Here is a 21,029-nt window from a genome sequence, read left to right on the forward strand (position 1 = left end):
GCGAAGTTCCAAACTCCCAGGAAACCATTCAGATCAATATTGCTTCTGGGAGTTCTGGGAAACACGATCTTCCGGCGGCCCCTTGCCACCCTTGACTTCGACTAATTCTGAAGGGCCGACTAAATACCAGGATTGTGCCGTTGAGTTTGGCTTCTGAGTTTGGCTTAAATCCTAGCACCGTCGAGTAATTGCATTTCTAAGCCTATTCGCATAAATACCGCGCGCGAATCCGATTAATACGTTCGGGTCGAATAACCCATGCTTGCCATCGCCAATCCGTCCCCCTAAACTCAGCCGCTGCATCCCGCGCGCCGCGTCTTTTCCGCTGACTCGAATCGAAACCATGACCGTCGAACGAACCGCCTCAATCTTTTCCGTGGAGCCGCGCCGCTAATGGGCTGGCTCGGACTGATCATGCTCGGCGCGGTGATCGGCGCCGCGGGCTGGTGGCTGCATCCGCTGCGGCGGGCGGGGCGCGTCGGGCGTGGCGCGGCCGGCCGAATCTGGACGGCGATCGCCGCCGGCATCCTCGCGACGATCGTCGCGCTGGGCGGACGCCGCTAGCCCTTCATTCTTCGACGTGCGCCGAATTGCGCGCCGCGCATCTGGCTCTTGAGCAGGTGACTTCATGAACGATCACATCGCAATTCCCGACGCCGCCCGACGCATCGAATCGCTGCGCGGCCAGATGGCCCGCGACGGTTTCGCCGCCGTGCTGATTCCCTCCGTCGATCCGCATCTGTCGGAATACTTGCCGGAGCACTGGCAGGGACGGCAATGGCTGTCGGGCTTCACGGGCTCGGTCGGCACGCTGGTCGTGACGGCGGATTTCGCGGGCGTGTGGGTCGACAGCCGTTACTGGACGCAGGCCGAAGCGCAACTCCCCGGCACCGGCGTCCAGTTGATGAAGATGATGGGCGGCCAGCAGACCGCGCCGCACGTCGACTGGCTGGCCGAGCATGTGCCGGCGAACGGCGTCGTCGTGGTCGATGGCGCGGTGCTCGGCGTGGCGGCGGCCCGCGCGCTGTCCGATGCGCTGAGCGCGCGCGGCATCGTGCTGCGTACGGACGTCGATCTGCTCGATGCCGTGTGGCCCGCGCGTCCCGATTTGCCGGATGCGCCCGTCTACGAACACGCCGCGCCGCACGCGAGCGTCGCGCGCGCGGACAAGCTCGCGCAGATTCGCGAGGCGATGCGCGCAAAGGGCGCGCAATGGCACTTCGTCTCCACGCTCGACGATCTCGCGTGGATCTTCAATCTGCGCGGCGGCGACGTGAGTTACAACCCGGTGTTCGTCGCGCACGCGCTGATCGGTCCGGACGATGCGACGATCTTCGTCGGCGACGGCAAGATGCCCGAGGCGCTGAAGGCATCGCTCGCGAAAGACGGCGTGCGCGTCGCCGCTTACGCCGATGCGCCGAAAGCGCTGGCCGCGCTCGCGTCGGGCGCGACGCTCCTGATCGACCCGCGCCGCATCACGCACGGCTTGCTGGAGCAAGTGCCGTCGACGGTGAAAATCGTCGAGGCGGTGAATCCGTCGACCTTCGCCAAGTCGCGCAAGACGGCGGCGGAAGCCGAGCATATCCGCGCGACGATGGAGCAGGACGGCGCGGCGCTCGCGGAATTTTTCGCGTGGTTCGAAAGCGCGCTCGCGAGCGGCGAACGCATCACGGAACTGACCATCGACGAGAAGCTGACGGCGGCGCGTGCGCGTCGGCCGGGCTTCGTCACGCTGAGTTTCGGTACGATCGCCGGTTTCAACGCGAACGGCGCCATGCCGCATTACCGCGCCACCGACGAATCGCATTCGGTGATCGAAGGCAACGGGCTGCTGCTGATCGACTCCGGCGGTCAGTATTTGAGTGGCACGACCGATATCACGCGCGTGGTGCCGGTCGGCGAGATCACCGCCGAGCACAAGCGCGATTTCACCGTCGTGCTGAAGGGCACGATGGCGCTGTCGCGGGCGCGCTTTCCGCGCGGCATCCGTTCGCCGATGCTCGATTCGACCGCCCGCGCGCCGATCTGGGAAGTCGGCGCGGATTACGGACACGGCACGGGCCACGGCGTCGGCTACTTCCTGAACGTGCACGAAGGCCCGCAAGTGATCTCGCACTACGCGCCCGCCGAGTCGTGGACGGCGATGGAAGAAGGCATGATCACGTCGATCGAACCGGGCATCTACCGGCCGGGCAAGTGGGGCATCCGCATCGAAAATCTGGTGATGAATCAGGCGGCGGGCAAGACCGAATTCGGCGATTTCCTCTCGTTCGAAACGCTGACGCTGTGCCCGATCGACACGCGCTGCATCGACGTTTCGCTGCTGCGCGACGACGAACGCGCGTGGCTCAACGCGTATCACGAGACGGTGCGCACGCGCGTGTCGCCGCATGTTTCCGGCGATGCGAAAGCCTGGCTCGAAGCACGCACCAAGGCGATCTGAACGATGGCTAAAACCGCTTTGATCGTCATCGACGTGCAGGCGATGTTCTTCAGCGGCGCGAAACCCGCGTATCGCGGGGCGGAAGTCATCGACGGCATCAATCAATTGAGCGCCGCCGCGCGCCGGTGTTCATCGTTCAGCACGAGAGCGACGCCAACGGCCCGCTCGCGCGCCACAGCGACGCGTGGCAACTGCCGCCGACGCTGGTCCGCGAAGCCGGCGACGAATCCATCTACAAGACGGTGGGCGATTCGTTTCAAGGCACGCCGCTCATCGAGCGGCTGCGCGAGGCGGGCGTGGACAGCGTCGTGCTGTGCGGTTACGCCACCGAATTCTGCGTGAACGCGACCGCGCGCCGCGCCGAATTGCTCGGCTTGCGCACCATCGTCGCGTTGGACCTTCATACGACTCAGGACAAACCGCATCTCGATGCCGCGAAAATTGTCGAACACCAGAACTTCGTCTGGACGCATTCGTCGATGTCCGGCAAAGGCGTGAAGTTGCTGAGCGGATCGGACATCCAACGAACGGAGTTCGCATGACCATCAAAGCAGTTGTATTCGATTTCGGCGGCGTGTTGATCGACTGGGATCGCGAGTATCTCTACAAGCAACTGATTCCGGACGAAACCGAGCGCCGCTGGTTTCTCGACAATGTGTGCCGGATGGATTGGGTCGTGCAGCAGGACGGCGGGCAGACCATCGAGGAAGGCACGGCCGAACTGATCGCGCTGTATCCGGAGCACGAGGCGCTGATCCGCGCGTTCTACGCGCGCTGGCCGGAAATGGTGTCGGGCGTGCTGGAAGAGGGCGTCGCGCTGGTCGATCGTCTGAAGGCCGTCGGCATGCCGCTGTTCGGGCTGACGAACTGGTCGGCGGAGACGTTTCCGTATGCGTGGGAGCGCTTCGACGTGCTGCGGCAGTTTCGCGAGGTGATCGTGTCGGGGCGCGTCGGCATGGTGAAGCCCGATCCGAAGATTTTCGCGCTGATGCTCGACGAAATCCGCAAGCACTTGCCGGATATCCAGCCGTCCGAGCTGGTCTTTATCGACGACAACGTGAAGAACGCCGAAACCGCCACGTTGCTCGGCTGGCACGGCGTTAACTACATCGGCGCGATGGAAACCGAAACCAAGCTGCGCACGCTGAACGTGCCGATCTGACCCGCGTTCGAGCGAGGCGACGCGCTACTGACCGAGCAGGTTTTTCAGCGCGTTGCCGATTCCCCGCACCGTATCGCCCGCGCCTTTCGCCACGCCTTCCGCGCTCACGCCGAGCGCCTTCGCGAAACCGGCTGCGAGCTTCTTCGACAGACTTTCGGACAGAGAGAACTTCGGATCGCGCAGATCGCCGTCGAGCGTGAAGTCGAGCTTGATCTGCTGCTTGCGATCCTTCAGCGCGGCGATGGCAAGCTTCGTCGGAATCGACAGAAACGTGTCCGCGCCATTCCCGCTGTCGCCGATCGTCAAATGATTCAGCGTCAGCGTGCCCGGCGCGTGAATGCGATAGTCCTTCACGGTGGCATCGACGTTCATGTCGATGGTGCCGCCCGTCACCGCCGCCTTCGCGCCGGCCTTTTTCAGCAGATACGGATCGAGCGTGGCGATATCGACGCCGCGCAGCGTCGCGCGCGTCTGCGAATCCTTGCTGGCGATCACCATCCAGCCGCCCCATGTCACCGCGCCCGTGTGCGACGGACCTTTGATCGAGCCGGACATCGACAGATCGGTGCGATCGTTCAACGCGGGCAGATGCAGATGATCGATGGTCGCGCGCGTGTCGCTGATCAGCACGCGATACGGCGGCATCTGCACTGTTTCGTCGAAGAACTCCATCGAACCGCGTTCGAACGAGACGTGATCGATAAGCTTCTCTTCCTGCGCGTGATCGGTTTGCTTGGTATTCGGAACCGCGTCGGCGGTGCTCGCGGTTTCGCGCAGGCCGGGCAGGATGCGCATGCGGCCATCGGCAGAACGGACGATCGCGAGATAGTAGTTGTCGACGCTCACGCTGCGCAGATGCAGCGGCCGACGCAGGATCGAACGCATGTCGAGATCGAGCAGCACGCGTTCGGCGCGCATCGCGTCGCTGGCGGGCCAGCCTTGCGGGCCGCGAATTCGCACGCGCGACAAGCGTGACATGACCGAAGCCGACGTCGATATCCTCGACGGAGCCGTTCGGCTCGAGCGTCTCGACGATGCGCTCTTTCATCTGATGCACGACGAACAGCCAGCCGCCCGCTGCGACGACGACCAGCGCCACGACGATCCCGAATACCCACAGCGCGCCCCGTCGCGCGCTCGATGCCGCCATCTGAAGAGTCTCCGTTCTTGGGCATTGTGATGTGTGAAGGGTGCCGCAAAAAAGAAAGCGGCGACCAGCATCACACGGTCGCCGCTTTTGTGCTTTTTGTCGGTGCGCGCGCCCGCATAGGCGCGCATATTTTGTCTGACGATTAGCGCGTGATCGGCTTGTAGCGCAGACGCTTCGGCTTGGCGGCTTCCTCGTCCAGACGCTTGCGCTTGTCGGCCTCGTATTCCTGATAGTTGCCGTCGAAGAACTCGACATGCGAATCGCCTTCGAACGCGATGATGTGCGTCGCGATCCGGTCCAGGAACCAGCGATCGTGCGAAATCACCATCACGGAGCCGGCGAATTCGAGCAGCGCGTCTTCGAGCGCGCGCAGCGTTTCGACGTCGAGATCGTTCGACGGTTCGTCGAGCAGCAGCACGTTGCCGCCCGCGATCAGCGTCTTCGCCAGATGCAGACGTCCGCGCTCGCCGCCCGACAGATTGCCGACAAGCTTCTGCTGATCGCTGCCCTTGAAGTTGAAGCGGCCGATATACGCGCGCGACGGCGTTTCGTACTTGCCGACGGTGAGCACATCCGCGCCGCCGGAGATTTCCTCGAACACGGTCTTGTCGCCCGCGAGCGCGTCGCGGCTCTGATCGACATAGGCGAGATTGACCGTCGGTCCCTTGACGATTTCGCCCGAATCCGGCTGCTCCTTGCCCGTTAGCATGCGGAACAGCGTGGACTTACCCGCGCCGTTCGGCCCGATGATGCCGACGATCGCGCCCGCCGGAATCTTCATGCTCAGGTTGTCGATCAGCAGACGGTCGCCATAAGCCTTGCTGACATTCATAAACTCGATGACTTCATTACCCAGACGATCGCCGACCGGGATGAAGATTTCCTGCGTTTCGTTGCGCTTCTGGTATTCCTGGCTGTTGAGCTCCTCGAAGCGGGCGATACGCGCCTTCGACTTGGCCTGACGGCCCTTCGGGTTCTGGCGCACCCATTCGAGTTCCTTCTTGATCGCCTTTTGACGCGCCGATTCGCTGGCTTCTTCCTGCTTCAGGCGATCTTCCTTCTGGTCGAGCCAGCTCGAATAGTTGCCCTTCCACGGAATGCCGTGGCCGCGGTCGAGTTCGAGAATCCATTCGGCGGCGTTATCGAGGAAGTATCGATCGTGCGTCACCGCGACGACGGTGCCCGGATAGCGCGTCAGGAACTGTTCGAGCCATTCGACGGATTCCGCGTCGAGGTGGTTGGTCGGCTCGTCGAGCAGCAGCATGTCGGGCTTTTGCAGCAACAGCTTGCACAGCGCGACGCGGCGCTTTTCGCCGCCCGAAAGGTGCTCGATAGTCGCGTCCCACGCGGGCAGACGCAGCGCATCGGCGGCGACTTCGAGTTGCTGCTCGGGACTGCCGCCGTCGCTCGTCGCGAGGATGGCTTCGTACTTCGCCTGTTCGGCGGCGAGCGCGTCGAAGTCGGCGTCCGGTTCGGCGTAGGCGGCGTAGATTTCGTCGAGCTTCTTTTGCGCCTGGAAGACATCGCCGAGACCTTCCTCGACGGCCTGACGCACGGTCCGCTTTGGATCGAGCTGCGGCTCCTGCGGCAGATAACCGATGTTCAGATTCGGCATCGGCGTGGCTTCGCCTTCGATGTCCTTATCCACGCCCGCCATGATGCGGATAAGCGTCGACTTGCCCGAACCGTTCAGCCCGAGCAGGCCGATCTTCGCGCCGGGGAAGAATGAAAGGGAGATGTCTTTCAGGATCTGACGCTTCGGCGGAACGATCTTGCCGACGCGGTTCATGGTGAAGACGTATTGGGCCATTTGGATGATGTCTGTGATGAAGAGATAACGATGCGAATGCCGTGCGCGGACGGCGCGTGATTCGGCGTTCGACGGAATTTGCCGGCGCGGCTCGGAGAGACTCGCGCTTCCCGCGCGCCGCGTGGGCGCGGGCAGGATCAACTGGCATTGTACTTCGGGCGCTGGGCGAGGATGCGGCGGCAGGTCATTCCCATCGCGACACGCCGCCGTGGCGCGAGCAGGTTCCGCTGTGATGCTGGCTGAACTGTACGAGCCGTCGCGGCATTGGGCGGTCGCGCCTTGCGGGATCGCGCCTGATCGCGAATGCGCGGGCGAGTGGACCGTGTTGCCGTCGCGGTTGACGTAGTGGCCGTGGTTGTCGAGGTCGGATTCGTCGGGTTGGGATTGATACCCGTAGCTCTGGTATGCGTAGACGGGTGTGGATGCCGTGAACGCCGCGATCAGCGCAAGCAGGGCGATCGGCCGAAATCTCTTCATTGCGTGCTCTCTTTCGTTATTCTATTCGTTTGTCGCCTCGTCCGCACATGAAAAAAGCGGAGGCCTTTTTATGAGGCACTCCGCTTTTCGATTCAAGCCGATTAATCCGACTTTGAGATGGCGTGTCGTTCGCCTCAGACGTTGAACAAGAAATTCATCACATCCCCGTCATGCACGACGTATTCCTTCCCTTCCGCGCGCATCTTCCCGGCTTCCTTCGCGCCTTGTTCGCCCTTGAACTGCACGTAGTCATCGAACGCGATGGTCTGGGCGCGAATGAACCCGCGCTCGAAATCCGTGTGAATCGCGCCGGCGGCCTGAGGCGCCGTATCGCTGATATGAATCGTCCACGCGCGAACTTCCTTCACGCCCGCCGTGAAGTACGTCTGCAGACCCAGCAGCTTGAACCCCGCGCGAATCACGCGATTCAGACCCGGCTCGTTCATGCCCATGTCGGCGAGGAATTCGATCTTGTCGGCATCGTCGAGATCGGCGATTTCCGCTTCGATCGCCGCGCACACCGCGACGACCGGCGCGTTTTCCGCTTCCGCGTGCTTGCGGACCGCATCCAGGAACGGGTTGTTCTCGAAGCCGTCGTCCTTGACGTTTGCCACGTACATCGTCGGCTTCGAGGTGATCAGGCAGAACGGCTTGAGCAGCAATTGCTCATCGTCCGAGAACGACAGCGCGCGCGCCGGCTTCGCCTGATCCAGTTGCGCGCGGACCTTTTCGAGCACCGCGACGAGCTTCGCCGCTTCCTTGTCGTTGCCCGATTTCGCCGCCTTCGAATAACGCGTCAGCGCTTTTTCGACCGTGGCCAGATCGGCCAGCGCGAGTTCCGTGTTGATGACTTCGATATCCGCCAGCGGATCGATCTTGCCCGCGACGTGAATCACGTTCTCGTCCTGGAAGCAGCGCACGACGTGGGTGATCGCATCCGTCTCGCGGATATTGGCGAGGAACTGGTTGCCCAGCCCTTCGCCCTTCGACGCGCCCGCGACCAGACCCGCGATATCGACGAATTCGACGACTGCCGGCAGGATGCGCTCCGGCTTCACGATCTCGGCGAGCGCCTGCAGACGCGCGTCGGGCACTTCGACCACGCCGACATTCGGCTTGATGGTGCAGAACGGATAGTTCTCGGCGGCAATGCCCGCCTTGGTTAACGCATTGAAAAGAGTGGACTTGCCGACGTTGGGCAAGCCGACGATGCCGCATTGGAGGCTCATGGGATCCTTCGAACTGGTGAGACGGCGCGGGCCGCGCGGGTTTCGTCAACGATGCGCGCCGGGCGGCGAGTCGAAACGCTCGCCAGCGCTGAGGCCGCGATCTGCGGCCGGACAAACGACCATTGTACCGCCGCCGGTTCTGCCGTAGTCCCACGCGGCGTCTGCCACGCGCCCGCCGCACCAAACCCGTTCGTACCCCACGGCTATAATGCCCGGATGACTTCGCATTCCTTGACCTTTCACGCGATCGTCGTCGGCGGCGGGCTCGTCGGCAAGACGGCGGCGCTCGCGCACGCGCAGTCCGGGTTGCGCGTGGCGTTGCTCGCGCCGCGTGCCGCCGGTCTGCCGCCGGGCGCGGCCTTCGATTCGCGCATCTACGCGCTGTCGTCGAGTTCGCAGGATCTGCTGGAACGCCTGCGCGTCTGGCAGGCGCTCGACCGCTCGCGGCTCGGTCCGGTCCTCGATATGCGCGTGTTCGGCGATGCCTTCGCCGAGCTGCATTTTTCCGCGTTTCAGGCGTCCGTGCCGCAACTCGCGTGGATCGTCGAATCAACGCTGATCGAGCAATCGCTCGATGCCGCGCTGCGTTTTCAGCCGAGCCTGTCGTGGTTCGAATCGCGCGCGCAGGGCATGACCGTCGATGACGACGCCGCGTACGTCGCGCTGTCGAGCGGCGAAACGCTGCAGGCGGATCTGATCGTCGGCGCGGATGGCGCGCATTCCTGGGTGCGCGCGCAGATGGGCGCGAAGGTCGATCGGCGCGATTATCGTCAGACCGGCGTCGTCGCCAATTTCAAGGCGGAAAAGGCTCACGGCGAGACGGCGTATCAATGGTTCCGGGACACGGAAATCATCGCGCTGTTGCCGCTGCCGAACGATCACGTGTCGCTGGTCTGGTCGGCGCGTACCGAGCACGCGGACGAATTGCTCGCGCTCGATCCCGCGCAGCTGGCGGCGCAAGTCGAACAGGCGACGCAAAACATGCTTGGCACGCTCGAATGCGTGACGCCCGCGCAAGGCTTTCCGCTCGCGCTACAAACGGTGGACAAGCTGATCGCGCCGCGCGTCGCGCTGGTCGGCGATGCCGCGCATCTGATTCATCCGCTCGCCGGACAAGGCATGAATCTCGGTTTGCGCGATGTCGCGACGCTCGCGGATGTCATCGCCAACAAGGAAGGTTTTCGCGATCTCGGCGATGTCATCCTGCTGCGCCGTTACGAGCGTGCGCGCCGCGAGGACATCCAGAAACTCATGCTCGCGACCGATGGTCTGCAGCGGCTGTTCGCCGTGCCGGGCACGATCGCGCGCGCGGTGCGCAACGTCGGCATGGCGTTCGTCGGCGCGCAGCCGCTCGTGAAGCGCTGGCTGATTTCGGCCGCGTTAGGTTGAATCGACAAGAACAGTGGCGCGCCAGTGCGGCTTCGGCGATGCCTCAATCGGACATCGAAACAGACAGTTGATATTGCGCGGGCGCGGCGCATGCGCCAGGCTACGCGATCCACAGGACCTCACATGAAACGCACTTTCCGCTTCGGTCTTGCCTCGATCACCGCGCTCGCGGTGACGCTCGGTCTGGGCTGCTCGGCGCAGGCCGATCAAACCACCGACAAACTGAAATCGACGCTCGAATCGCGCATGGGCGACGCGACCATCAAGAGCATCGACAAGACGCCGATTCCCGGTCTCTACGAAGTGAACCTCGGCTCGCAGATCGTCTACAGCGACGCGAGCGGCAATTACGTGTTCATCGGCGATATGGTCGACACGCGCACCAGCAAGAATCTGACGGAGGCGCGGCTGTCGGAGACCAACAAGATCGACTTCGCCAAGCTGCCGTTCGACGACGCCGTGAAAGTGGTGAAGGGCAACGGCAAGCGCAAGATCGCCGTGTTCTCGGATCCGAACTGCCCGTACTGCAAACAGCTCGAAAGCACGCTCAAGTCGATCGACAACGTGACGGTCTACACCTTCCTGTATCCGGTTTTGTCGCCGGATTCCACGGCCAAGTCCAAGTCGATCTGGTGCTCGAAGGATCGCGGCACGACGTGGGAAAGCTGGATGCTCGATCACAAGGCGCCGACCACCGCCGGCACCTGCGACACCGCCGTGCTCGACAAGAACCTGAAGCTCGGCCGTTCGATGAACGTTACCGGCACGCCGACGGTCTTCCTCGCCGACGGGCGACGTCTGCCGGGCGCGGTGCCGGCCGACCGGCTGGAAAAGGAACTGTCGGCCGCTCACTGAGCGCATCGATTCGACGACTGGAGGCGCGCAATGCGCCTCTCGCAGTTTTTGGGGCCGCTTTTCGAACGCGTGGAAAGCGCCCGGCAAAAGAACAAAGGACAACGCGATGACTCCATCCATGCAACCAGTGCGCTACAGCATCGTTCCGAAGAATCCGGCTGCGCATCTGTTCGAGGTGTCGCTCACGGTCGCCGAGCCGGATCCGGCCGGGCAGCGTTTCATGCTGCCGGTGTTGATTCCCGGCAGCTACATGATTCGCGAATTCGCCCGCAATATCGTCACCTTGCAGGCGTTCAACGCGGCGGGGCGCAAGGTCGCCATCGAGAAGATCGACAAGCACGCGTGGCAGGCCGCGCCGATCGACGGCCCGATCACGCTGCGCTACGAAGTCTATGCATGGGACATGTCGGTACGCGCCGCGCATCTTGACGACACGATCGGTTTCTTCAACGCGACGAGCGTGTTTCTGGCGGTGGAAGGGCAATCGGCGGCGCCGTGCATCGTCGATATCGAACCGCCGCAGGGCGGCGCGTATCGCAACTGGCGCGTGGCGACCGCGCTCGACGAAGCGCGCGGCACGAAGCGCTACGGATTCGGCGCATATGAGGCGGCGAACTACGACGAACTCGCGGATCATCCCGTCACGATCGGCGAATTCGCGCTCGGCAGTTTCACCGCGCATGGCGTGAAGCACGACATCGTGATTTCGGGGCGCGTCGTCAATCTCGACATGAACCGGTTCGCGACGGACCTGAAGCGCATTTGCGAAGCGCAGATCGCGCTGTTCGAACCGCGCACGAAAAAAGCGCCGATGGACCGCTACGTCTTCGTGACCGTCGCCGTCAGCGATGGCTACGGCGGGCTGGAGCATCGCGCGTCGACGTCGCTGATCTGCAATCGCGGCGATCTGCCGGTGCAGGGCCGGCCGGATATGACGGAAGGCTATCGGACGTATCTCGGTTTGTGCAGCTACGAGTATTTCCATACGTGGAACGTCAAGCGCATCAAGCCTGCCGCGTTCGCGCCGTACGATCTGTCGCAGGAAAATTACACGACGCTGCTGTGGCTGTTCGAAGGCTTCACGTCCTATTACGACGATCTGATTCTCGTGCGCAGCGGGCTGATCGGCGCGGGCGATTACTTCAACATGCTCGGAAAGACCATCGGCGGCGTGCTGCGCGGCAGCGGGCGGCTTAAACAATCCGTCGCGCAGAGTTCGTTCGATGCCTGGGTGAAGTACTATCGCGCCGACGAAAACGCGGCCAATGCGATCGTCAGCTATTACCAGAAAGGCTCGTTGGTCGCGTTGGCGTTCGATCTGTCGATCCGCGCGCAGACCGACAACCGCAAATCGCTCGACGACGTGATGCGCCTTTTGTGGCAGCGCTACGGCCGCGAATTCTACAAGGGCAAGCCGCGCGGCATTCTGGAAGAAGACGTCGAAGCGCTATTCGCCGAGGCGACCGGCGCCGATCTGCGCGCGCTGTTCCGCGACGGCGTGCGCGGCACGCGCGATCTGCCGCTGGACGCGCTGTTCGAGCCGTTCGGTATCGCGCTCGCGCCCGATCTGCCGACCAGCGGCACGGCGGGCAAGCCGTCGCTCGGCGTGCGCGTGCGCGGTGGCGCGGATTGCACGCTGGCGGTCGTGCACGAAGGCAGCGCCGCGCAGAAAGCGGGTTTGTCGGCCGGCGACGTGCTGATCGCCGTCGATGGCCTGCGCGTCACGGGTGCGAATCTCGACAGTCTGCTGTTGCGCTATCTGCCGGGCGCGAAGATCGAAGTGCATTCGTTCCGGCGCGACGAATTGCGTCGCACGGAGGTAAAACTCGACGGCCCGGATGTCTCGCGTTATCTGCTGACGGCCATCGACGGACGCGGCCCGTCGAAGCAATGGCGCGAACGCTGGCTGAAAGGCTGAGTTCCGCGCGAGACGGAAGTGTGGCGGATTGTTCTATTGATGCAACGATCCGTCACGACCAAACGGCTTTTTCTCGTCGGCCGAAAAACGAAGAATGCTTCCTAACCTGAGCGCCACCGGCGCCCGAACCCAAATACGGATTAGGAAGCCATCATGACGACGATTCTCCAGATCAATTCGGCCGCCCGTTCGCAAGGCGCTCAGTCGACGCTGCTCGCCGACGAACTCACCGCAAAGCTGCAACAAGCGAATCCCGGCGCGAACGTGGTCGTTCGCAATCTGCTCGCCGACAACCTGTCGCACCTCGACGACGCGACGCTCGGCGCGTTCTTCACGCCTGCCGATCAGCGTACGGCCGAACAAGCGGCCATCAACGCGAAGAGCGAAGCGCTCATCAACGAACTGCAAGCGGCGGATATCGTCGTGATTGCAGCGCCGCTGTACAACTTCGGCATTTCGTCGCAACTGAAGGCGTACTTCGTACTGGATTTCGCGTGCGGGCATCACGTTCCGCTACACCGCGACCGGCCCGGAAGGTCTGGTGAAGGGCAAGAAGGTGTACGTCGTGTCCGCGCGTGGCGGCAAGTACGCGGGCACGCCGAACGATTCGCAGACGCCGTTTTTGACGACGTTCCTCGGCTTCCTCGGCATGACCGACGTGAACTTCATCTACGCGGAAGGCCTGAACATGGGCCAGGACGCGGCAAGCGCGGCGCTGGCATCGGCGCGTGAGGCGATCGCTGCGGCGTAAGCGGTTTTCGCTGTTCGATACGAAAAAGGCCCAGTTTATTGCTGGGCCTTTTTTGCGTTTTACGCGAGAAGTTGCGCTTCGGACGGCAAGCGCCAGTCGATCGGCTCGCGTCCGTGCTTCGTCAGATAGTCGTTGGCGAGCACGAAATGCCCGCAGCCGAAGAATCCGCGATACGCCGACAGCGGCGACGGATGCGCCGATTCCAGTACGCAATGCGCTTTCTTCGTGTCGTCGATCAACGCGCGCTTGGCCTGCGCGTGCGATCCCCACAGCATGAAGACGAGCCCGTCGTGACGCATCGCCATTTCGTGGATGAGCGTATCCGTGCACTGTTCCCAGCCGCGCTTGGCGTGGCTGCCGGCTTTATCGCGTTCGACGGTCAGCGACGTGTTGAGCAACAGCACGCCTTGCTTCGCCCACGAATCGAGACATCCGTGCGACGGCGGCGCGAAGCCCAGACTCGCGTTGATTTCCTTGAAGATGTTCTTCAGCGACGGCGGCGGCCGCACCGGCGCGGGCACCGAAAACGCGAGGCCGTGCGCTTGCGGCAAGCCTTTGTCTTCGCCGTGATACGGGTCTTGCCCGAGAATCACGACCTTCACGTCGCCGGGACTGGTGAGCCGCAGCGCGCGGAATACATCGGCGGGATAGACGGTTTTGCCCGACGCGCGCTCCGCATCGACGAAGGCGCACAGCGTGTCGTAACGCGGACTGTCGAGGAACGGCTTCAGATGCCTGCGCCAGTCGGCGGGGAGGGCGTCGAACTGGCTTTCGAGCGTGGTGTATCCGGCGTCTTGCGATGGTGCGCTGTCGAAAAGGGAAGGCTGGCGGCTCATGCTTCGTCGTCGTCTTCGCCGCGCGTGCGCAGCAGATAACCGCGCTCCGCCTTGCTCAAATCTTCGGGCGTCAGCTCGGGAAACGCGCCGCGCATTTCCGCCGACAGCATCGACAACGCGCCGACATCGCCCGATTTCAGTTCCAGTTCGCTGATTTCCGCGTGACGCGTTTCGCCGTCGACATCGGCGATGATCTTGCCGCGATCCAGCGCCATTTCGATCTGCGATCCCTCGCGCTCCATGTCCCACACGATGCGCTTGAAATCGGTCTTGAACAGCGCGATCAGTTCGGGCGCGGCGTGTTGCAGCGCGTCGCGCGCGGCTTCGTCGTCGCAGGCTTCGATCAGCGCGTCGATTTCCAGCGCCTCGCCCTTGACCGGCAGCTCCCATTCCTGACGATTGCTCAAACCCGCGACGGACTTGCCGAGCGTCTTGTACGTCTGCAGCCATTGCTCCGGCGTGCGGCGCAGGCGCAGCGCGGACTTCGCTTTCGCGAGCGCGCAATCCGGCGTATCGAAATAGACGTTGGCGAGCGCGATCGGCTTGCCTGCGCCGGTGCGTTCGTCGAAGAAGCGCGCTATGTCGTCGTGCTGCGAAGGCGCGAGCGCCAGCTTGAGTTCTCTCTCGATTCCCATTGGCTTATCAGAAGAACATTCGCGCGAGTTCCGCGCCGGGATCGTCCGCGCGCATGAATGCTTCGCCGACGAGGAAAGTGTCCACATGCATCGCACGCAGCCGCTCGACATCCACGCGCGACAGAATGCCCGATTCCGTCACGACGATGCGATCGCCCGGCACCATCTCCAGCATGCCGATGGTCGTGTCGATGCTCGTCTGAAACGTGCGCAGATTGCGATTGTTGATGCCCATCAGCGGCGTTTTCAGCGTGAGCGCGTCGCGCAATTCGTCGGCATCATGAACTTCGACCAGCACCGCGAGGCCGAGCGAGTGCGCGTAGGCTTCGAGGTCCTGCATCTGCGAAAGTTCGAGCGCGGCGGCGATCAGCAGAATGCAGTCCGCGCCCATCGCGCGCGCTTCCATGATCTGATACGGATCGATGATGAAGTCCTTGCGCAGCACCGGCAGGCTGCACGCGGCGCGCGCTTCCTGAAGATACGCGACGCTGCCCTTGAAGAACTGCTCGTCGGTCAGCACGGAGAGACACGCCGTGCCGCCTTGTTCATACGATTTGGCGATATCCGCTGGCACGAAGTTTTCGCGCAACACGCCTTTCGACGGACTCGCTTTCTTCACTTCGGCGATCACGGCCGCCTTGCCGTCCGCGTGCTTCGCGCGCAATGCGCCGACGAAATCGCGCAGATCGCGCGAACCGGCTTGCAGCTTCAGCTCTTCGAGCGGCGCGATTTGTTGGGCCGCGCGGATTTCCTCACGCTTGACCGCGATGATGCGATCCAGAATGTCACTCATGATGGCTTCCGTTATTTCTTTGCGAACTGCTGCGTGAATGTGACGAGCGCGTCGACTTTCTCGCGTGCCGCGCCGCTTTCGATTGCCTCGCGCGCGGCGGCCATGCCGGCTTCGATCGAATCCACGATATCCGCAGCATAAAGCGCCGTGCCCGCGTTCATTGTGACGATCTCGCGCGCGACACCCGCCTTGTTGTTCAGCGCGCCAAGCAGCATCGTCTTCGATTCCTGCGCGTCCTGCACCTTAAGCGAGCGGTTCGAGACCATTTGCAAGCCGAAGTCCTCGGGATGAATCTCGTACTCGGTAACTTCGCCGTTCTTCAGTTCGCCGACCTTGGTCGCCGCGCCCAGCGACACCTCATTCATGCCGTCCTTTCCGTACACGACGAGCACGTGCTTCGCGCCGAGACGCTGCATCACGCGGACCTGAATGCCGACGAGGTCTTCGTGGAACACACCCTGAAGCTGATTCGGCGCGCCGGCGGGATTCGTCAGCGGCCCGAGAATATTGAAGATGGTGCGCACGCCGAGCTCGCGGCGCACGGGCGCGATATTCTTCATCGCCGGATGATGATTCGGCGCGAACATGAAGCCCATGCTGGTTTCGGCAATCGACGCGGCCACTTGTTCCGGCGACAGATCGATATTCACGCCGAGCGCTTCGAGCACGTCCGCGCTGCCCGACTTGCTCGACACGCCGCGATTGCCGTGCTTCGCGACCTTCGCGCCCGCCGCCGCCGTGACGAACATCGACGCGGTGGAAATGTTGAAAGTGTGCGAGCCGTCGCCGCCGGTGCCGACGATATCGACGAAATTCGAGTTGTCCGGCACTTCGACGTGATTGGCGAATTCGCGCATCACGGTGGCCGCGGCCGCGATTTCGCCGATGGTTTCCTTCTTCACGCGCAAGCCGGTGATGATCGCGGCGGCCATCACGGGCGACATCTCGCCGCGCATGATCGTGCGCATCAGATGCAGCATTTCGTCGTGAAAGATTTCGCGATGCTCGATGGTGCGCTGAAGCGCTTCCTGTGCGGTGATGGTCATGTTCGTCACGCTCGTTTGCCGGTCGAGGAATGCTTCACGAAGTTTTCCAGCAGCGCGTGGCCGTGCTCGGAAAGAATCGATTCGGGATGGAACTGCACACCTTCCACTTCCAGTTCACGGTGACGCACACCCATGATTTCGCCGTCCGGCGTCCACGCGGATACTTCCAGACAGTCCGGCAAAGACTCGCGTTCGATTGCCAGCGAGTGATAGCGCGTTACGTTGAAGTGTTTCGGCAGATCGGAGAACACGCCCTGACAGTCCGTTTCGATCTGACTGACCTTGCCGTGCATGATGGTTTGCGCGCGCACGACACGTCCGCCGAACGCTTCGCCGATCGCCTGATGGCCGAGGCAGACGCCGAGAATCGGCAGCTTGCCGGAGAATTCGCGCAATACGTCGAGCGTGATGCCCGCGTGCTGCGGATTGCTCGGTCCCGGCGACAAACAGATGCGCGCGGGATTGAGCTTCGCGATTTGATCGAGCGTGATTTCGTCGTTGCGATACGTCTGCACGTCCTCGCCGAGTTCGCCGAAGTACTGGACCAGGTTGTAAGTGAAGGAATCGTAGTTGTCGATCATCAGCAGCATGGTCGTTTCTCCTCAGAAGTCGCTGTCGAGGCCGTCTTGCACTTGCTCGGCGGCACGCAACACGGCGCGCGCCTTGTTTTCAGTCTCTTGCCATTCGGACTCGGGCACCGAATCCGCGACTACGCCCGCTGCCGCCTGCACATAGAGATTGCCCTTGTGAATCAAGCCCGTGCGAATCGCGATGGCCAGATCCATTTCGCCGCTAAACGACAGATAGCCGACCGCGCCGCCGTACAAACCGCGCTTCACCGGTTCGAGTTCGTCGATCAGTTCCATCGCGCGGACTTTCGGCGCGCCGGACAGCGTTCCCGCCGGGAAGGTCGCGCGCAGCACGTCGAAATTGCTCATGCCGGGCTTTAGTTTCCCTTCGACCGAACTCACGATGTGCTGAACATGCGAGTACTTTTCGATGATCATCTGGTCCGTGACATCGACCGAACCGGTCTGCGCGATGCGGCCGACGTCGTTGCGCGCGAGGTCGATCAGCATCACGTGTTCGGCGATTTCCTTCGGATCGTTCAGGAGTTCGGTGGCGAGGTCGGCATCGCGCTCGGGCGTGTTGCCGCGCGGACGCGTGCCCGCCAGCGGTCGGATCGTCACGATGCGATCTTCGGCGCGCTTTTCCTGACGCACGAGAATTTCCGGCGATGCGCCGACCACATGAACGTCGCCGCCGAAGTTGTAGTAGTACATGTACGGCGACGGATTCAGCGACCGCAGCGCGCGATACAGCGACAGCGGGTTGTCGCGGAACGGCTTGATCAGGCGCTGGCCGACCTGCACCTGCATCAGCTCGCCCGCCGCGATGTATTCCTTCGCGCGGCGCACCGCGTTCAGATAGTCGTCTTTCTTGAACTCGCGATATGTTTCGGTCCGCACGCTCGCCGACGTGACCGGCGGCTGCACCGTCACACGCAGACGCGCGCGCAGTTCACGCAGCCGGTGCTTCGCCTTGGCATATGCTTCGGGCTTGGTCGGATCGGCGTAGACGATCAGATAGAGCTTGCCCGCCAGATTGTCGATGACCGCGACTTCTTCCGTCAGCAGCAGTTGGATGTCGGGCAGGCCGAGATCGTCGGGCGGCGCGGTATCGGCGAGCTTCTTCTCGATATAGCGCACCGCGTCATAACCGAAGTAACCCGCGAGGCCGCCGCAAAAGCGCGGCAGACCGGGACGCGTCGCCACCTTGAAGCGCTTCTGGAAATTCTCGATGAACGTCAGCGGATCGCCATCGTCCGTGTCGGTGATATTGCCGTCCGTGCGCGCCTCCGACTTGCCGTTCTGCACGGTAAGAACCGTGCGCGCGGGCAGGCCGATGAACGAATAGCGGCCGAAACGCTCGCCGCCCACGACGGACTCCAGCAGGAAGGAGTTCGCGCCGTTGCGTTCGCTCTGCGCGAGTTTGAGATAGAGGGAAAGCGGTGTTTCGAGGTCGGCCAGCGCTTCGGCGATCAGCGGAATGCGATTGAAGCCTTCGTTCGCGAGCGATTGGAATTCGAGTTCGGACATGTTGCGATCCTTGAGCGACGCACACGGTCAGGGAAATGTGGCATCGGGAAAAGCGAGGCGCTGCGGGCGCTCGGATCCCGTCATGATCGCACACGAAGTCCCCGCCGCTTCCCGACAGGCGAAGCGGTGAGGCTTGTGAGTCTCGCTCGCGAATGCGGCGCGCGCAGCGAGGCTCGGAGTCATGCGATTAGACGGAATCGGCGCGGAGATGCGCAGCGAAACAAAAAACGGATGCTGAAGCGTGAAACCAGATGTGCCTCAGCGAACCTCGGGCGAGGTTAGCGCGACCAGCGACGCCAGGGCCAGGCTCCCCGGTCGATGCTGCTCAGACTCCGTTTTCTGTTGAGAAACATGATGATGGACTTATTCAGTCAGAGTGGTGTCCGGCGGCGCCAAAGTGGCTGCAACCGCCGATGCTGCGGTGCGCAGCGAGGAAACTATACCATCGGATTTCACCGACTGCACCGGTTTTCCGTGGTTGTAGCCGTAGGGCACCGTGAGCGTCGCGAGGCCCGCCGCGCGGCCTGCCAGCGCGTCGTTTTCCGAGTCGCCGACGGCAACCGCTTCGCGCGGTTCGACGTCCAGACGCTCGCACGCGGTGAGCATCGGCAGCGGATCGGGCTTCTTCAGCGGCAGCGAATCGCCGCCGAGGATCACCTTGAAGTAATCCGCGATACCGAAGTGCCCGAGCAATTCCACCGCGAAGCGATGCGGCTTGTTGGTCACGCACGCGAGCGGAATGCCCAGATCGCGCATGGCGTCGAGGCCTTCCTTTACTTCGGGGAAGAGCGTCGAATGGCGGCCGTTGAACTTCGCGTACTCGCTCTGGTAGATGGCGAGTGCGTCGTCGAACTGCGCGACGGCTTGCGTATGCGGCATCCGCACGGCCAGCACGCTGCCGATCAGATTCTCCGAGCCCTTGCCGACGTAATCGACCATTTCCGCGCGCGTTACCTGATTCTCGATGCCGATGCGCGCGAGCATTGCGTTGAGCGCGGCGACGAAATCGTCCGCGGTGTCGACCATCGTCCCGTCGAGATCGATGATGGCCGCCCGGATCGGACGGTTCACGAAAGGCGTTTGCGTCGCCGCGATGTCACTCATTCCTTCACTCCCGATTTCGCCAGCTCGGCGCGCATTTCGTCGATAACCTGCTTGTAATCGTGCTTGCCGAAGATCGCCGAGCCCGCGACGAAGGTATCCGCGCCGGCCGCCGCGATTTCGCGGATATTGTCGACTTTCACGCCGCCGTCCACTTCGACGTGGATCGCGCGGCCCGTGCGCTCGCGGTAAGCGTCGACGCGCGTGCGCGCCTCGCGCACCTTGTTGAGCGCCTCGGGAATGAACGACTGCCCGCCGAAGCCCGGATTCACCGACATGATCAGCACGAGATCGACCTTGTCCATCACGTGATCGAGGTAGTTCAGCGACGTCGCCGGATTGAACACGAGGCCGGCCTTGCAGCCGTGATCGCGAATCAGGGACAGCGTGCGGTCGATATGATCCGAACCTTCCGGGTGAAAGCTGATCACATTGGCTCCGGCCTTTGCGAAGTCGGGCACGATGCGATCGACCGGGCGGACCATCAGATGCACGTCGATCGGCACATCGACGTGCGGGCGGATCGCCTCGCAGATCATCGGGCCCATCGTGAGGTTTGGCACGTAATGGTTGTCCATGACGTCGAAGTGGATCCAGTCCGCGCCGGCCGCGACGACGTTGCGGACTTCTTCGCCGAGGCGGGCGAAATCGGCGGACAGAATGCTGGGAGCGATATGAAATTGCGCCATGAACGTATGCGGGTAGCGGCCGGGGATCGGCCTTTGATTTGAAGCCTCGATTTTAACCCGCGATTATTTCGGGCGTGATTCGGCCAAACGGCGTAGGCCAAAGCTCGGACACGGCGGCGGGGCGGCTTGCGGTACGCGATCACCGGACGGTTTTCGTATTGCGAGTCAAAGCCGCATGAAGCAGAATGCGTCACCAGTAGCGGCACACCCGCGTGCCGTCAAGGCGCGGATCAGCCACGACTTGCAATGGAATAAAGATGAGCCAGTACGAATTCAGCGTGTCGGTCGACACGCGCTACCTATCCGACCAGTCGGACCCGGACGCTCGCCAGTATGCGTTCGCTTACACGCTGACCATCCGCAATACCGGACAGGTCGCGGCGCAGTTGATCTCGCGTCACTGGATCATCACGGACAGCGACGGCAAGGTGCAGGAAGTGAAGGGGCTGGGTGTCGTCGGGCATCAGCCGCTCATTCCGCCGGGCGAGCAGTTCGAATACACCAGTTGGGCGGTGATCGCGACGCCGGTCGGCACCATGCGCGGCGAGTATTTCTGCGTGGCCGAGGACGGCGAGCGCTTCGAGGCGCCGGTCGCGGAATTCGCGCTGCATATGCCGCGCACGCTGCATTGAGCGTGAATCAGCGA

At 62.8% G+C, this 21,029-nt stretch carries 19 protein-coding genes and 3 pseudogenes; 10 read left to right on the forward strand and 12 right to left on the reverse strand.

What is annotated here, in order from left to right:
* Positions 1–393: 393 nt before the first annotated feature.
* From BVER_RS31805 to BVER_RS22250, 4 genes are all read left to right on the forward strand, one after another.
* Positions 394–564: a hypothetical protein gene (locus tag BVER_RS31805; RefSeq protein ID WP_157056170.1), complete on the forward strand. Its 171-nt coding sequence runs from the start codon at positions 394–396 to the stop codon at positions 562–564.
* A gap of 64 nt (positions 565–628) precedes the next feature.
* Positions 629–2,443, forward strand: coding sequence for an aminopeptidase P family protein (locus BVER_RS22240; RefSeq protein ID WP_050455127.1), 1,815 nt, complete (start codon positions 629–631; stop codon positions 2,441–2,443).
* 125 nt (positions 2,444–2,568) lie between these two features.
* On the forward strand, positions 2,569–2,985 hold the full coding sequence (locus tag BVER_RS22245; protein WP_370444273.1) for an isochorismatase family protein: 417 nt from the start codon (positions 2,569–2,571) through the stop codon (positions 2,983–2,985).
* Positions 2,982–3,605, forward strand: a complete 624-nt coding sequence (locus BVER_RS22250) for an HAD family hydrolase (RefSeq protein ID WP_050455128.1) — start codon at positions 2,982–2,984, stop codon at positions 3,603–3,605. Before BVER_RS22245 ends, BVER_RS22250 begins: the two co-directional genes overlap by 4 nt.
* 24 nt (positions 3,606–3,629) lie before the next feature.
* Here the strand turns inward: BVER_RS22250 and BVER_RS22255 are convergent.
* Positions 3,630–4,653: pseudogene (locus tag BVER_RS22255) on the reverse strand (DUF748 domain-containing protein).
* On the opposite strand from BVER_RS22255, the gene BVER_RS34380 reads away from it, so the two are divergent.
* On the forward strand, positions 4,582–4,785 hold the full coding sequence (locus tag BVER_RS34380; RefSeq protein WP_232316713.1) for a hypothetical protein: 204 nt from the start codon (positions 4,582–4,584) through the stop codon (positions 4,783–4,785). The pseudogene BVER_RS22255 and the gene BVER_RS34380 sit on opposite strands and share 72 nt — an antisense overlap.
* Positions 4,786–4,897: 112 nt before the next feature.
* On the opposite strand, the gene ettA is transcribed toward BVER_RS34380, so the two are convergent.
* The 3 genes and pseudogenes from ettA to ychF all read right to left on the reverse strand — a co-directional run bounded on the left by ettA (position 4,898) and on the right by ychF (position 8,271).
* Complete coding sequence (gene ettA / locus BVER_RS22260) at positions 4,898–6,565, reverse strand: energy-dependent translational throttle protein EttA (protein WP_050455145.1); 1,668 nt, start codon at positions 6,563–6,565, stop codon at positions 4,898–4,900.
* Positions 6,566–6,749: 184 nt separating this feature from the next.
* A pseudogene (locus BVER_RS30490) lies at positions 6,750–7,042 on the reverse strand (DUF3761 domain-containing protein).
* A 134-nt stretch (positions 7,043–7,176) separates the two neighbouring features.
* On the reverse strand, positions 7,177–8,271 hold the full coding sequence (ychF, locus tag BVER_RS22265) for a redox-regulated ATPase YchF (RefSeq protein WP_050455129.1): 1,095 nt from the start codon (positions 8,269–8,271) through the stop codon (positions 7,177–7,179).
* A 216-nt stretch (positions 8,272–8,487) separates the two neighbouring features.
* Here ychF and BVER_RS22270 point away from each other — a divergent pair, with 216 nt between their 5' ends.
* From BVER_RS22270 to BVER_RS22285, 4 genes and pseudogenes are all read left to right on the forward strand, one after another.
* Positions 8,488–9,660 (forward strand): UbiH/UbiF family hydroxylase, encoded by a 1,173-nt coding sequence (locus BVER_RS22270; RefSeq protein ID WP_050455130.1) that lies wholly within the window; start codon positions 8,488–8,490, stop codon positions 9,658–9,660.
* 123 nt (positions 9,661–9,783) lie between these two features.
* Entirely contained in the window at positions 9,784–10,515 is a 732-nt protein-coding gene (locus tag BVER_RS22275) for a DsbC family protein (protein ID WP_050455131.1), read from the forward strand.
* 118 nt (positions 10,516–10,633) lie between these two features.
* Positions 10,634–12,433 carry a M61 family metallopeptidase gene (locus tag BVER_RS22280; protein ID WP_050455132.1) on the forward strand — a complete coding sequence of 600 codons (1,800 nt, stop codon included), beginning with the start codon at positions 10,634–10,636 and terminating at the stop codon, positions 12,431–12,433.
* Between the two features lie 153 nt (positions 12,434–12,586).
* A pseudogene (locus BVER_RS22285) lies at positions 12,587–13,184 on the forward strand (FMN-dependent NADH-azoreductase).
* A gap of 59 nt (positions 13,185–13,243) precedes the next feature.
* Here BVER_RS22285 and BVER_RS22290 read toward each other — a convergent pair.
* The 8 genes from BVER_RS22290 to rpe all read right to left on the reverse strand — a co-directional run bounded on the left by BVER_RS22290 (position 13,244) and on the right by rpe (position 20,383).
* A complete protein-coding gene (locus BVER_RS22290) occupies positions 13,244–14,020 on the reverse strand; it encodes a uracil-DNA glycosylase (protein ID WP_050455133.1) in 777 nt (258 codons plus the stop codon).
* Complete coding sequence (locus tag BVER_RS22295) at positions 14,017–14,655, reverse strand: CYTH domain-containing protein (RefSeq protein ID WP_050455134.1); 639 nt, start codon at positions 14,653–14,655, stop codon at positions 14,017–14,019. The genes BVER_RS22290 and BVER_RS22295 overlap by 4 nt, the downstream gene beginning before the upstream one ends.
* 7 nt (positions 14,656–14,662) lie before the next feature.
* Positions 14,663–15,448, reverse strand: a complete 786-nt coding sequence (gene trpC, locus BVER_RS22300; RefSeq protein ID WP_050455135.1) for an indole-3-glycerol phosphate synthase TrpC — start codon at positions 15,446–15,448, stop codon at positions 14,663–14,665.
* 11 nt (positions 15,449–15,459) lie between these two features.
* Positions 15,460–16,494: an anthranilate phosphoribosyltransferase gene (trpD, locus tag BVER_RS22305; RefSeq protein WP_050455146.1), complete on the reverse strand. Its 1,035-nt coding sequence runs from the start codon at positions 16,492–16,494 to the stop codon at positions 15,460–15,462.
* A 5-nt stretch (positions 16,495–16,499) separates the two neighbouring features.
* A complete protein-coding gene (locus BVER_RS22310) occupies positions 16,500–17,084 on the reverse strand; it encodes an aminodeoxychorismate/anthranilate synthase component II (protein ID WP_050455136.1) in 585 nt (194 codons plus the stop codon).
* A gap of 12 nt (positions 17,085–17,096) precedes the next feature.
* Entirely contained in the window at positions 17,097–18,593 is a 1,497-nt protein-coding gene (gene trpE, locus BVER_RS22315; protein WP_050455137.1) for an anthranilate synthase component I, read from the reverse strand.
* A gap of 363 nt (positions 18,594–18,956) precedes the next feature.
* Complete coding sequence (locus BVER_RS22320) at positions 18,957–19,697, reverse strand: phosphoglycolate phosphatase (protein ID WP_050455138.1); 741 nt, start codon at positions 19,695–19,697, stop codon at positions 18,957–18,959.
* Positions 19,694–20,383: a ribulose-phosphate 3-epimerase gene (gene rpe / locus BVER_RS22325; RefSeq protein WP_050455139.1), complete on the reverse strand. Its 690-nt coding sequence runs from the start codon at positions 20,381–20,383 to the stop codon at positions 19,694–19,696. The genes BVER_RS22320 and rpe overlap by 4 nt, the downstream gene beginning before the upstream one ends.
* 257 nt (positions 20,384–20,640) lie before the next feature.
* Here rpe and apaG point away from each other — a divergent pair, with 257 nt between their 5' ends.
* A complete protein-coding gene (gene apaG, locus BVER_RS22330) occupies positions 20,641–21,015 on the forward strand; it encodes a Co2+/Mg2+ efflux facilitator ApaG/CorD (protein ID WP_050455140.1) in 375 nt (124 codons plus the stop codon).
* Positions 21,016–21,029: the final 14 nt, after the last annotated feature.

The organism is Candidatus Burkholderia verschuerenii, assembly GCF_001189365.1.
Taxonomy (GTDB): domain Bacteria; phylum Pseudomonadota; class Gammaproteobacteria; order Burkholderiales; family Burkholderiaceae; genus Caballeronia; species Caballeronia verschuerenii.